Source organism: Burkholderia cenocepacia, assembly GCF_900446215.1.
Taxonomy (GTDB): Bacteria; Pseudomonadota; Gammaproteobacteria; order Burkholderiales; family Burkholderiaceae; genus Burkholderia; species Burkholderia cenocepacia.
In genome coordinates this window covers 696,769-709,784 of record NZ_UAQZ01000001.1, presented here as the reverse complement: position 1 = coordinate 709,784, position 13,016 = coordinate 696,769, and the positions used below count along the sequence as shown (strand labels likewise).

Sequence of the window (13,016 nt, the reverse complement as noted above, 5' to 3'; positions counted from 1 at the left end):
TTTGCCTGATGACCATAGCGAGTCGGTCCCACCCCTTCCCATCCCGAACAGGACCGTGAAACGACTCTACGCCGATGATAGTGCGGATTCCCGTGTGAAAGTAGGTAATCGTCAGGCTCCCTAAGCCAGAAACCCCCGCCCGAAAGGCGGGGGTTTTTGCATTGGTGCGCCAAAAAAATCGTGCGGCGAAGCGCGAAACGGTATGCGCGCCAGATCAGATCTGACCTGCCCCCATCAATAGGGCCAATGGGCTTCTAGCAAAGTCCCTTTAAACCAACTCCTGGAAAGCGGCAGGAGTATCCGCGGTTGCCCGATGTTTCGCCGCAAACTCTGACGGCGCAAGGTAGTTCAGTGCGCTGTGCGGCCTTTGCTCGTTGTAGTCCTGACGCCATGCCGCGATGACTGCCCGAGCATGCGCGAGCGTCGTGAACCAGTGCTCGTTAAGGCATTCGTCGCGGAACTTGCCGTTGAACGATTCGATGTACGCATTCTGCGTTGGCTTGCCCGCCTGAATCAACTTCAGAGCGACGCCGTTCGCATACGCCCACTGGTCAAGCGCGCGGCTCGTAAATTCGGGGCCCTGGTCTGTTCGCACCGCCTTGGGATAGCCACGGAAGCGAGCTGCGCGGTCCAATGCCCGAGCGACATACAAACCTGAGATGCCATGGTCGACAACGATGTCGACAGCCTCTTTCGTGAAGTCGTCGACGACGGTCAGGCACTTCACGCGCCGGCCGTTGGAAAGCGCATCCATCACGAAATCGATTGACCACACCTCGTTGGGGGCGCCCGGCAATGCCAGTTGCTCGCGCTCAATCATTACGCCGTGGCGCTTGCGACGGCGCCGCACAGCCAGCCCTGCCTCACGGTACAGGCGATAGATGCGCTTGTGATTGGCGTGCGTGCCTTCGCGTTCCACTAGGGCGTGCAATCGGCGGTAGCCGAATCGACGACGTTCGTGTGCCAACTCCACCAGACGCGCCGCTAGCACCTCATTCTCGTGGTCTGGCTTCGCGTCGTAATGCAGCACGCTGCGAGAAAGCCCGACAAGCCGGCAGGCGCGGCGCTCGGAGATGTTGACCTTCCCCCGAATCGCCGATACTGCTTCGCGTTTGGCTTGCGGGCTCAGGGCTTTCCCTTGACGACGACCTTCAACGCTTCCATATCGAGCATTGCTTCGGCCAGCAGCTTCTTCAGCCGGGCATTCTCCACCTCGAGGTTCTTGAGCCGGCGGGCTTCCGAGACCTCCATGCCGCCGAACTTCGCACGCCAAGTGTAGAACGACGCATCACTGAACCCGTGCTTCCTGCACAGTTCCTTGACCGGCATACCGGCCTCGGCTTCCTTCAGAAACCCGATGATTTGCTGTTCCGTAAAGCGCTTCTTCATGTTCGTCTTCTTCTCCGAAAACGAACTTTACTAGACTCCGGCTGGCCCTGTTTGCAGGGGGCAGGTCAGATCCTCCGGCTCCCGCCACCAAGCCATCCCCCGAATAAAGTCCCGCGATTTGATACGATCGAACTGTCGTCGACGATGGCATCCGCCGACGTTCGTGTTCGAAACCAGGTTTTGAGGGCAGAGGGCGGGGAATGAATATCGGCGACGCGTCGCGCGAATCCGGGGTCAGCGCAAAAATGATCCGGTACTACGAACAAGTCGGCCTTCTTGCGCCGAGCAAGCGCACCGATGCCGGCTACCGGATCTACGGTGCGGACGAAGTCCATACCCTGCGGTTCATCCGTCAGGCACGACGGCTCGGCTTTCTCGTCGAGGACATTCGCAAGCTGCTGATGCTCTGGCAGGATCGCTCACGCGCCAGCGCCGAAGTGAAATCGATCGCTCTCGAGCATGTGGCCGAACTCGACAAACGCATCGCGGAGCTAAGCGACATGCGCGACACACTGGCCGACCTCGCCGCGCACTGCCATGGTGACGGACGACCTGAATGCCCGATTTTGGCGCGCCTCGCCGACCCGGTCGATGAACCAAATTAGTGCGTGTTCTCGAGCCTAAAAACAAGCCCTGGAGCAATATCCATCAAAATCAATGGGTTATGTGATGTTTGCCTCAGTCCATTCCAAATGGGAATGGTTGCCATGCAAGTATTTCACTAGCATCTTGGTGCGGCGTCGCTATAATTCGGGATAACCCTATACGGGAAATCCCTGAATCTCGATTCACCAGGGGTCCCTCTTCCTTGGAGAACGTCATGATCGCCTACATCGTCGAAAAGCTGAGCAACTGGTTCGAATCCGCAGAACGTGAGCGCCGTGAGGCCTACCTCGCCACGTCGTCGGACATCGTCCAGCTCGAGAGCCGCATCCGCTCGCTCGAAACCAACGGCTACTCGCTGTAATCGCAGTCCCCGTCAGGTGCCGAGCGGCGCCGAACGATAAGCAAGCCCCGTATTGACGGGGCTTTGTTTTTTGTGCGTCGGATCTGGCGAAATCGTCGGTGCAGCGCTATGGTATGGACCTGCTTTTCATCCTGAAGGACACGATCATGCGTTTGGGTGTCGATGTGCCTCGCAGTGCCCGCGCGCGTCTCGTTTTGGGCGCGGCTGTGCTCGTCCATGGCCTCGCGGCTGGTGCCGCGACATCGTCCAAACCGCTGGTGCTCGATACGCAGCGCGGTATCCAGGACGGCAAGGGCGGATGGGTGCTGCAGACGGCACCGCTGTCGTCGCAGCCGATCGCCGAGCCGGCAGGCATGCGCGCTCCGGCCGGGCAGGCGCCGAACACGTCGGTTCCATTGTTCGTCGCCCCGTATATCAATGTTCCCGCGTGGGACGGGCAACCCGCCTATCAGCCGAGGCTCGCGCCGCGACCGCAGCCGTAACGGCCGGTCGCCGGATCAGTTGCCGCGGTGCTCGATCTGGCAGCGAGCGCCGCTATCCTGTCCCAGCATCTCGACCAGGTAGGGCAGAACCTCGTTCATGCTCTGGGCGAGCGTATACGGCGGATTGAGGATGAACATCCCGCTGCCGTAGAGGCCCAGCCCGTCGGTCGGCGGATTCGACACCGTCAGCGTCAGGTGCAGCCAGTTGTTCGGCTGCAGGCGCTTCAACTGCTCGGGAAAGCGTTGCGATTCCGTCCGCGTGACCTGCGGATACCAGATGGCATAGCAGCCGGTCGCGAAACGCTTCAGGCATTCCGTCACGCAGCTCACCGTGCGCGCGTAGTCCTTCTTGTCCTCGTAGGACGGATCGATCAGCACGAGTGCACGTCGCGGCGGCGGCGGCAGCAGCGCCTTGATACCTTCGAAGCCGTCACCGGCGAAGATCATCGCGCGTCGCCCCGCATCGCGGAAATTGTGGCGCAGCACATCGATTTCCGTCGTGTGCATTTCGAACAGGCGCATACGATCCTGCTCGCGCATCGATCGCCATGCGATGTACGGTGAACCCGGGTAGAAGTGCAGTTCGCCGTCGTCGTTCAGCGCGCGGACTTCATCCACATAGTCGCCGAGCGCCTCCGGCAGGTTCTTTTCGTTCCACAGTTGGCCGATGCCGGTATCGAATTCCGACGTCTTCGCTGCATAACCGTCGCGCAGCGAGTACACGCCGGCGCCCGCGTGCGTATCGATGTACCAGTACGATTTGTCTTTCTTGTTCAGGTAGCGCAGCAGTTGGACGACGACGGCGTGCTTGAGCACGTCCGCGTGGTTGCCTGCGTGAAAACCGTGACGATAACTGAGCATGGCTGGCTGCCTGAAACGAAGGGTGAATCGATGAAAGCGGGCGATCGTGCGCGGCCGTGAGGCCGCGCGCCGATGCGGCCGCGTATTGTACGCGAGTCGCCTCACTCGTATGCGTCGCCGACCACCGCCTCGATGCGTTGCTTCACATCCGGCGTCAGCTTCGCGGCAACCTCGAGCGCGCGCATGTTGTCGCCGATCTGGTCGATCCGCGATGCACCCGTGATGACCGAACTCACGCGCGGATTCGACAGTACCCACGCGATCGCCAACTGGCCGGTGCTGCAGCCGAGTTCGGCGGCGATCTCGCCGAGCCGCTCGACGATGTCGTTGGCGGCCCGATCGGTCAGCCGTTCGCGCATCCAGTCGTAGCCCTGCAACTGCGCGCGGCTGCCGGCCGGCACGCCGTTGCGGTACTTGCCGGTGAGCAGCCCCGACGCCAGCGGGCTCCAGGTCGTGAGGCCGAGGCCGTAATCGTCGTAGAGCCGCGCATATTCCTGCTCGACCCGGGTGCGGTGGAACAGGTTGTACTGCGGCTGTTCGACGACCGGCTTGTGCAGATGATGCCGCTCGGCGATCTCGCATGCCGCGCGGATCTCGTCGGCGCTCCATTCCGACGTGCCCCAGTACAGCGCCTTGCCGCGCACGATCATGTCGCTCATCGCCCAGACGGTTTCCTCGATCGGCGTATGGGGATCGGGACGATGGCAATAGACGAGGTCCACATAGTCGAGCTGCAGCCGGCGCAGCGAGCCGTCGATCGCATTCAGCAGGTATTTTCGGTTCAGCGTGTGATACTGGTTCGGGGCTTCCGCGAGCCCCCAGAAGAACTTCGTGGACACGATATAGCTGACGCGCGGCCAGTCGAGCGACTTGAGCGCGTGGCCCATGATTTCCTCGGATTTGCCACCGGCGTAGACCTCGGCGTTATCGAAGAAATTGACGCCCGCATCGCGTGCCGCGGCGAGGCATTCGCGCGCGACCCGCTGATCGACCTGGTTGCCGTATGTCACCCACGACCCGAGGGAAAGCTCGCTGATTTGCAGGCCGGAGCGGCCTAGCCGTCGATAGTGCATGAGAATCTCCTGCTGAACGGAACCGACCTTAAGCTTAGACGTTTTGCACGCGAACGGCGGGGCCGATCGTGCACAATGACGCTTGGCACGCCGCCACGATTTCGCGATGAGCGCGGATGCGGCGGGCGCGTGTTTTATTCGATCCGATAACGGGAGGAGACGGATATGGCAGCAGATCTGAGCGGCAAGACCGCAGTCGTCACGGGCGCCGCGAGCGGCATCGGCAAGGAAATCGCACTGGAGCTCGCCAAGGCAGGCGCGGCCGTCGCGATCGCCGACCTGAACCAGGACGGCGCGAACGCGGTCGCCGACGAGATCAACAAGGCAGGCGGCAAGGCGATCGGCGTCGCGATGGACGTGACCAACGAGGAAGCCGTAAACACCGGCATCGACAAGGTGGCCGAAGCGTTCGGCTCGGTCGACATCCTCGTGTCGAATGCGGGCATCCAGATCGTCAACCCGATCGAGAACTACTCGTTCGCCGACTGGAAGAAGATGCAGGCGATCCACGTGGACGGCGCGTTCCTGACGACGAAGGCCGCGCTCAAGCACATGTACAAGGACGATCGCGGCGGCGTCGTGATCTACATGGGTTCGGTGCACTCGCACGAAGCGTCGCCGCTGAAGTCGGCGTACGTGACGGCCAAGCACGGTCTGCTCGGCCTGGCGCGCGTGCTGGCGAAGGAAGGCGCGAAGCACAATGTGCGCTCGCACGTCGTGTGTCCGGGCTTCGTGCGCACGCCGCTGGTCGACAAGCAGATTCCGGAGCAGGCGAAGGAGCTCGGCATCAGCGAAGAGGAAGTGATCAAGAAGGTGATGCTCGGCAACACGGTCGACGGCGTGTTCACGACGGTGCAGGACGTCGCGCAGACGGTGCTGTTCCTGTCGGCGTTTCCGAGCGCCGCGCTCACGGGCCAGTCGGTGGTCGTCAGCCACGGCTGGTTCATGCAGTAACGCAGGGCAGGCGGCATAGCCGCCCACCGCGCCGAACGGTACAAAAAAACGCGCTCCGTGGAGCGCGTTTTTCATGTCGGCAGGGCGGGCCTGGTGACGGTTGCCGCCCGACGCGGCTTTACTTCAGGACTGCTGCGACCGCATTGGCGACCGCGTCGAGGTTGCGCGTGTTCAGTGCGGCGACGCAAATCCGGCCCGTGCCGACCGCATAGATGCCGAACTCGTCGCGCAGGCGATCGACTTGCGCCGAGGTCAGGCCCGAATACGAGAACATCCCGCGCTGTGCGTTGATGAAGCTGAAATCGCGATCGACGCCGCTTGCCTTCAGGCGCTCGACGAGACCATTGCGCATCGCGCGGATGCGATCGCGCATTTCGCCGAGTTCCTGCACCCACGAAGCGTGCAGTTCCGGCGACGCGAGCACCGCTGCGACCACCGCGCCGCCGTGGGTCGGCGGGTTCGAGTAGTTCGTGCGGATCACGCGCTTCAGTTGCGACAGCACGCGCGTGGCTTCTTCCTTGCTCGACGTGATGATCGACAGCGCGCCGACGCGCTCGCCGTACAGCGAGAACGACTTCGAGAACGACGACGACACGAATGCGTTCAGGTCGGCCGCGGCAAACAGGCGCACGGCAGCGGCATCGGCGTCGATGTTCTCGCCGAAGCCCTGGTAGGCCATGTCGAGGAACGGCACGAGGTTGCGTGCCTTCACGACGTCGACGATCTGTTGCCATTGCGCTTCGGTCAGGTCCACGCCGGTCGGGTTGTGGCAGCACGCGTGCAGCACGACGACCGTGCCTGCCGCGTAGCCGTTCAGCGCCGACAGCATGCCTTCGAAGTTCACGCCGTTGGTGGCCGCGTCGTAATACGGGTAGGCGACGACTTCGAAGCCGGCCGCTTCGAACAGCGCACGGTGGTTTTCCCAGCTCGGATCGCTGATCGCGACCTTCACGTTCGGATTCACGGTGCGCAGGAAATCGGCGCCGATCTTCAGCGCGCCCGTGCCGCCCAGTGCCTGGGCCGTGACCACGCGGCCCGCCGCGATCAGCGGCGAATCGTTGCCGAGCAGCAGCTTCTGCACGGCCGCATCGTAGGCGGCGATCCCGTCGATCGGCAGGTAGCCGCGCGGCAGGCCGGCCTCGACACGTGCCTTCTCCGCTTCGCGCACCGCGCGCAGCAGCGGAATCTTGCCGTCTTCGTTCGTGTACACGCCAACGCCGAGGTTGACCTTGGTCGGACGCGCATCGGCGTTGAAGGCTTCGTTCAGGCCCAGGATCGGGTCGCGGGGAGCAAGCTGGACAGCGGAGAAGAGCGACATGATGATTCGGCAGTAGTGAAAAGAGGGTCAGGCTTTCAGCCGGCGGGACGGGCGCAGCGGACCGCGCCCACGGCGCGACGCCGGAAAGCGCAGCAGCCTGATATTGTAGCGAATTCGCGCTGGCGGGGGCGGTGATTCCGTCGCGTTTCGGCGGCGAATCGCGATTTCGGGCGGCCGTCGCGCGTCAGGAGCCGACAGCAGTTCGCGCGGCCGCGAAGCGCTAGAATGCTTTTTTTGCCCTTGCTCCGGCCGCATTCCATGTCCGAACATCATGCCGAAGTCGGCGACGCGCTCGACGAATCCAAATTCGTCACTTTCGAAGGGTCGCCGTTCCAGCTTTACCAGCCGTATCCGCCCGCGGGCGACCAGCCGACCGCGATCGACACGCTCGTCGAAGGCGTCGGCGATGGCCTTGCCTTCCAGACGCTGCTCGGCGTGACCGGTTCGGGCAAGACCTTCACGATGGCCAACACGATCGCGCGGCTCGGCCGCCCGGCGATCGTGTTCGCGCCGAACAAGACGCTCGCGGCCCAGCTTTACGCGGAGTTCCGCGAGTTCTTCCCGCGCAACGCGGTCGAGTACTTCGTGTCGTACTACGACTACTACCAGCCTGAGGCCTACGTGCCGCAGCGCGACCTGTTCATCGAGAAGGATTCGTCGATCAACGAGCACATCGAACAGATGCGGCTGTCGGCGACGAAGAGCCTGATGGAGCGTCGCGACGTGGTGATCGTTGCGACCGTGTCGGCGATCTACGGTATCGGCAACCCGTCCGAATACCACCAGATGATCCTGACGCTGCGCACGGGCGACAAGCTCGGCCAGCGCGACGTGATCGCGCGGCTGATCGCGATGCAATACACGCGCAACGAGCAGGATTTCCAGCGCGGCACGTTCCGCGTGCGCGGCGACACGATCGACATCTTCCCGGCCGAACATGCGGAAATGGCCGTGCGCGTCGAACTGTTCGACGACGAAGTCGAGACGCTGCAGCTGTTCGATCCGCTGACCGGGCGCGTGCGGCAGAAGATTCCGCGCTTCACCGTGTATCCGTCGTCGCACTACGTGACGCCGCGCGACACCGTGATGCGCGCGGTCGAGACGATCAAGGACGAACTGCGCGAACGGCTCGAGTTCTTCCATCGCGAGGGCAAGCTCGTCGAGGCGCAGCGCCTCGAGCAGCGCACGCGCTTCGATCTCGAGATGCTGCAGGAGCTCGGCTTCTGCAAGGGCATCGAGAACTATTCGCGGCATTTCTCGGGCGCGGCGCCCGGCGATCCGCCGCCGACGCTCGTCGACTACCTGCCGCCCGATGCGCTGATGCTGCTCGACGAATCGCACGTGCTGATCGGCCAGCTCAACGGGATGTACAACGGCGACCGCGCGCGCAAGGAAAACCTCGTCAATTACGGCTTCCGCCTGCCGTCGGCGCTCGACAACCGGCCGCTGAAGTTCCACGAGTTCGAACGCAAGATGCGCCAGGTCGTGTTCGTGTCGGCCACGCCGGCCGATTACGAGAAGCGCGTGACGGGGCAGATCGCCGAGCAGGTCGTGCGACCCACGGGCCTCGTCGATCCGGAAATCGAAGTGCGCCCGGCGAGCTCGCAGGTCGACGACGTGCTGACCGAGATCAACGCCCGCGTGAAGGCCGGCGAGCGCGTGCTGATCACCGTGCTGACGAAGCGCATGGCCGAACAATTGACCGAGTTCCTGGCCGACCATGGCGTCAAGGTGCGTTACCTGCACAGCGACATCGACACGGTCGAGCGCGTCGAGATCATCCGCGACCTGCGGCTCGGCACGTTCGACGTGCTGGTCGGGATCAACCTGCTGCGCGAGGGTCTGGACATTCCCGAAGTGTCGCTCGTCGCGATCCTCGACGCGGACAAGGAAGGCTTCCTGCGCGCCGAGCGCTCGCTGATCCAGACGATCGGCCGCGCCGCGCGGAACGTGAACGGCAAGGCGATCCTCTACGCGGACAACATGACCGAGTCGATGAAGCGCGCGATCGGCGAAACCGAGCGGCGCCGCGCGAAGCAGATCGCCTACAACGAAAAGATGGGCATCACGCCGCGCGGCGTCGTGAAGCGCATCAAGGACATCATCGACGGCGTCTACAACGCCGACGACGCGCGTGCGGAGTTGAAGGAAGCACAGCAGCGCGCGAAATTCGAGGACATGTCGGAAAAGCAACTCGCGAAGGAAATCAAGCGTCTCGAGAAGCAGATGGCCGACTACGCGAAGAACCTCGAATTCGAGAAAGCCGCCGCCACCCGCGACCAGCTTGCCGTGCTGCGCGAACGCGTGTTCGGCGCGAACGTCGGCGACCACATCAGCGGCGGTCGGTAAATCTTTCCAAGCGTCACTGAATCCTTTTGGTAAAGCGCCTGTAAGCCTTGTCGGATCAGGGGTTTACAGCGCTCTCCGTTTGTTCCGAAACGGGTTCGGTGCTAAACTCCACATGTATTGAGAATAGTTCGCATTAACGTTCTTCGTCGCGTTAGTGTTTCCAGCGGGTGGCCCCGGCGGTCGCTCGCATGTCGTCAAGATAGTCAGACAAATAACAAGGAGTGTCCATGTTGGGTTCTTCGTTCATCCGCACGACGGTTGCGGTAGCGGCGGCGCTTGCCGCGATGTCGGCCTCGGCGGCCGAGTATCCGATCGGCAAGCAGCAGATCCAGGGCGGCATGGAAATCGGCGCGGTGTACCTGCAGCCGATCACGATGGACCCGGAAGGCATGATGCGCAAGGCGTCGGATTCCGACATTCACCTCGAGGCCGACATCCATGCGGTCAAGAACAACCCGACCGGTTTCGCGGAAGGCGACTGGATGCCGTACCTGCAGGTCACGTACAAGCTGACGAAGCAGGGCGACACGAAGTGGAAGGCCGAAGGCGACCTGATGGGCATGGTCGCGAGCGACGGCCCGCACTACGGCGACAACGTGAAGCTCGCCGGCCCCGGCAAGTATCACCTGACGATGGTCGTCAAGCCGCCGATGCAGTCGGGCCACATGGCGTTCGGTCGCCACGTCGACAAGGAAACGGGCGTGGGCCCGTGGTTCAAGCCCATCACGCTCGAGTACGACTTCCCGTTCGCCGGTATCGGCAAGAAGGGCGGTTACTGATCGGTGGCATCACGAACGGCGCGCTTCGGCGCGCCGTCGGCGTAGAGAACCCAGAATGAAAATTCCCCAGAAAATCGTTACCGCAGCCGCTGCGCTGTGGCTTGCCGGCGCGGCGCATGCGGCCGATCTGCCGACGTTCAAGCTCGAGATGACGGATGGCAAACTGACGCCCGCCCGCATCGAAGTGCCGGCCGGCCAGCGTTTCAAGATCGAGATCAGGAACACCGGCAAGGGCGCCGCCGAATTCGAGAGCGTGCAGTTGCGCAAGGAGAAGGTGCTCGCGCCGGGCGCCGATTCATTCGTGGTCGTCGCCCCGCTGTCGCCGGGCGAATACAAGTTTTTCGACGATTTCCACCAGCAGGCTCAGGGCGTGATCGTCGCGAAGTAACGCGTTTTATCTGCGCGCGGGCGCGCCAGTCCCTTGCCCCGCGCGTCAGGAGGTATCGATGGGTCAGATCTTGTTCATCGTCTGGCGGGAGAGCGTCGAAGCGCTGCTCGTCGTCGGCATTCTCTATGCATGGCTGAAAAACGGCGACGACGACGCGCGCCGCGGCCTGCCTTTCCTCTGGGCCGGCGTCGCTGTCGGCCTGCTGATGGCCGTCGGCCTCGGCGCCGCGCTGGTCGGGTTCACCGAAGTGTTGTCCGGCGACGCGCAGGACTATTTCCAGACGGCGATGGTGCTGATCGCGTGCGTGCTGATCGTGCAGATGGTGCTGTGGATGCGCCGGCACGGGCGCACGCTGAAGCGCGACATGGAGCAATCGCTGCAGCAAAGCACGCGCGATTCGAACTGGTGGGGCGTCGCCGTGCTGGTCGCGCTCGCGATCGCGCGCGAAGGCAGCGAGACGGTGATCTTCCTGTACGGCCTCGGTTTCGGCCAGTCGGGCCACGTCGACGGCAGCCAGATGCTCGCGGTCGTGATCGGTCTCGGTCTCGCGTTCCTCACGTTCTATCTGCTGCAGCTCGGCGGCAAGTACTTCTCGTGGCGGCATTTCTTCCGCGTCACCGAAGTGATGCTGCTGTTCCTCGGTGCGGGCCTGTTCCAGACCGGCGTCGACAAGCTGATCGACAAGGAAATCCTGCCGCTCGGCATTTCGCAGGTGTGGGATACGTCCGCGATCCTCGATGATTCGGGCACGTTCGGCTCGCTCGTCGCGACGCTGACCGGCTATCGCGCACACCCGGCGCTGACCAACCTGGTGGCCTATGCGGTCTACTGGGCGGTCGTCTGGCTGCTGATGAAGCGCGCGAGCCGCCGTCCGGCCGTTGCTGCGGGTCGCGCGGCATGAGCGTTGTCGCCGCCGTCAAGCCAGGCTGGCTCGCGCAGGCCGGCCAGTGGATGCAGCGCCACGGTGCGCTGATCCGCGGTATCCAGTGGATCGTCGTCGCCGTCTACGCGTTCCTGATCATCGTGCCGGCCGTGTTGCCGCTGCCGGACGATTCCGCGCATCTGTGGAACAACCTCACGCTCATCGCGCAATTCGCGTTCTGGGGCATCTGGTGGCCGTTCGTGCTGCTGTCGATGGTGATGCTCGGACGCGTCTGGTGCGGCGTGCTGTGTCCGGAGGGCGCGCTCACCGAATACGCGAGCAAGTTCGGCCGCGGCGGCCCGATTCCGCGCTGGATCCGGTGGGGCGGCTGGCCGTTCGTCGCGTTCGGCATCACGACGATCTACGGACAGATGGTGAGCGTGTACCAGTACCCGCTCGCGGTGCTGTTCGTGCTCGGCGGCTCGACCGTCGGCGCGATCGTGATCGGCGTGCTGTACGGTCGCGAAAAACGCGTGTGGTGCAAGTACCTGTGCCCGGTCAACGGCGTGTTCGGGCTGCTCGCGCGGCTCGCGCCGATGCGCTACAAGGTCGACGAGGATGCGTGGCGCCGTTCGTACAAGAACGGCGAGCACGGCCATCGCGTGATTCCGATCAACTGCGCACCGCTCGTGCCGTTGCGCAACATGAAGGGTGCGGCGGCCTGCCATATGTGCGGTCGTTGCAGCGGGCATCGCGACGCGATTTCGCTGTCGCTGCGCTCGCCGTCCGACGAGGTCGTGAACCTCGGTGCGGAGCAGGCCAACCCGTGGGACACCGCACTGATTCTCTACGGCCTGCTCGGCGTGGCGATCGGCGCGTTCCACTGGACCGTCAGCCCGTGGTTCGTGCAGATCAAGCAATGGCTCGCGGGCTGGCTGATCGACCACGACATCACGTGGCCGCTCGAGACCAATGCGCCGTGGTTCCTGCTCACGCACTACCCGGATCGCAACGACGTCTTCTCCTGGCTCGATGGCGGGCTGGTCGTCAGCTATATCGTCGGTACCGGGCTCGTGTACGGCACGGCGTTGCTGGTGTTGCTGGCCGGCGCAACGCTGATGCTCGGCCGCTTCGATCGCGTGCGTTTGCATCACCTCGCCCAGGCGCTGATCCCGATCGCGGGTGCGGGCGTGTTCCTCGGACTGTCGGCCACGACGCTGTCGTTGCTGCGCGCCGAGCATGTGCCGCTCGGCTGGGCAACCGATGTGCGCATCGCGATTCTGGTCGGTGCCAACGTGTGGAGCGCGTGGCTCGCGTGGAAGGTGACGGGGCGCTATGCGGCATGGCCGCGCCGGCTCGCGGCATTCGCGTGGTTCGCCGTCGGGCTGGCCGTCGTCGACAGCGCATGGTGGTTGATGTTCTGGGGATTCTGAAGCGACTTGCATGCCGCTTTCTTCGGCCGTCGTGCGTTGTGCGGCCACATACACGCGGGCCGCATGCCGGGCCCATTCGCGGCTCGAACAAAAAAGCGACACGTCGTTGGACGTGTCGCTTTTTTTTCCTTGTGCGAGAACCAAAAAAGTGGCTTGGCTTG

13 protein-coding genes and 1 rRNA gene are annotated in these 13,016 nt (G+C 63.5%); 10 read left to right on the top strand and 4 right to left on the bottom strand.

Annotation, left to right across the window (positions count from 1 at the left end):
- Positions 1-4: 4 nt before the first annotated feature.
- A 5S ribosomal RNA gene (rrf, locus tag DTA15_RS03335) occupies positions 5-117 on the top strand.
- A 151-nt stretch (positions 118-268) separates the two neighbouring features.
- On the opposite strand, the gene DTA15_RS03330 is transcribed toward rrf, so the two are convergent.
- A protein-coding gene (locus tag DTA15_RS03330) for an IS3-like element IS407 family transposase (RefSeq protein WP_102896096.1) occupies positions 269-1,389 on the bottom strand; the annotation gives its coding sequence in 2 pieces (ribosomal slippage) (positions 269-1,131 and positions 1,131-1,389; 1,122 coding nt in all).
- Between the two features lie 200 nt (positions 1,390-1,589).
- Here DTA15_RS03330 and cueR point away from each other — a divergent pair.
- The 3 genes from cueR to DTA15_RS03310 all read left to right on the top strand — a co-directional run bounded on the left by cueR (position 1,590) and on the right by DTA15_RS03310 (position 2,838).
- Positions 1,590-1,994, top strand: a complete 405-nt coding sequence (cueR, locus tag DTA15_RS03320; protein ID WP_006483878.1) for a Cu(I)-responsive transcriptional regulator — start codon at positions 1,590-1,592, stop codon at positions 1,992-1,994.
- A gap of 215 nt (positions 1,995-2,209) precedes the next feature.
- A complete protein-coding gene (locus DTA15_RS03315; RefSeq protein ID WP_006478295.1) occupies positions 2,210-2,356 on the top strand; it encodes a DUF3563 family protein in 147 nt (48 codons plus the stop codon).
- A 113-nt stretch (positions 2,357-2,469) separates the two neighbouring features.
- A complete protein-coding gene (locus DTA15_RS03310) occupies positions 2,470-2,838 on the top strand; it encodes a hypothetical protein (RefSeq protein WP_006483871.1) in 369 nt (122 codons plus the stop codon).
- Between the two features lie 15 nt (positions 2,839-2,853).
- Here the strand turns inward: DTA15_RS03310 and DTA15_RS03305 are convergent, their stop codons facing one another.
- Entirely contained in the window at positions 2,854-3,699 is an 846-nt protein-coding gene (locus DTA15_RS03305; protein WP_006483870.1) for a 23S rRNA (adenine(2030)-N(6))-methyltransferase RlmJ, read from the bottom strand.
- A gap of 101 nt (positions 3,700-3,800) precedes the next feature.
- Entirely contained in the window at positions 3,801-4,772 is a 972-nt protein-coding gene (locus DTA15_RS03300) for a potassium channel beta subunit family protein (RefSeq protein ID WP_006483886.1), read from the bottom strand.
- Between the two features lie 165 nt (positions 4,773-4,937).
- On the opposite strand from DTA15_RS03300, the gene DTA15_RS03295 reads away from it, so the two are divergent.
- The gene (locus DTA15_RS03295) at positions 4,938-5,726 is read left to right on the top strand and encodes a 3-hydroxybutyrate dehydrogenase (protein ID WP_006483876.1); all 789 of its coding nucleotides are present in this window, start codon (positions 4,938-4,940) and stop codon (positions 5,724-5,726) included.
- Positions 5,727-5,844: 118 nt separating this feature from the next.
- Here DTA15_RS03295 and DTA15_RS03290 read toward each other — a convergent pair whose 3' ends face one another.
- Entirely contained in the window at positions 5,845-7,044 is a 1,200-nt protein-coding gene (locus tag DTA15_RS03290) for an amino acid aminotransferase (RefSeq protein WP_006483879.1), read from the bottom strand.
- Between the two features lie 258 nt (positions 7,045-7,302).
- Between DTA15_RS03290 and uvrB the strand changes: the two genes are divergently transcribed.
- The 5 genes from uvrB (at position 7,303) to DTA15_RS03260 (ending at position 12,855) form a co-directional block, all read left to right on the top strand.
- Positions 7,303-9,393: an excinuclease ABC subunit UvrB gene (gene uvrB, locus DTA15_RS03280; protein ID WP_006483873.1), complete on the top strand. Its 2,091-nt coding sequence runs from the start codon at positions 7,303-7,305 to the stop codon at positions 9,391-9,393.
- A 227-nt stretch (positions 9,394-9,620) separates the two neighbouring features.
- Positions 9,621-10,172: an iron transporter gene (locus DTA15_RS03275; protein ID WP_006483880.1), complete on the top strand. Its 552-nt coding sequence runs from the start codon at positions 9,621-9,623 to the stop codon at positions 10,170-10,172.
- 55 nt (positions 10,173-10,227) lie between these two features.
- A complete protein-coding gene (locus tag DTA15_RS03270) occupies positions 10,228-10,560 on the top strand; it encodes a cupredoxin domain-containing protein (RefSeq protein ID WP_006483872.1) in 333 nt (110 codons plus the stop codon).
- Positions 10,561-10,618: 58 nt separating this feature from the next.
- The gene (locus DTA15_RS03265) at positions 10,619-11,461 is read left to right on the top strand and encodes an FTR1 family iron permease (RefSeq protein WP_006483868.1); all 843 of its coding nucleotides are present in this window, start codon (positions 10,619-10,621) and stop codon (positions 11,459-11,461) included.
- Complete coding sequence (locus DTA15_RS03260) at positions 11,458-12,855, top strand: 4Fe-4S binding protein (RefSeq protein WP_006483874.1); 1,398 nt, start codon at positions 11,458-11,460, stop codon at positions 12,853-12,855. Before DTA15_RS03265 ends, DTA15_RS03260 begins: the two co-directional genes overlap by 4 nt.
- Positions 12,856-13,016 lie beyond the last annotated feature (161 nt).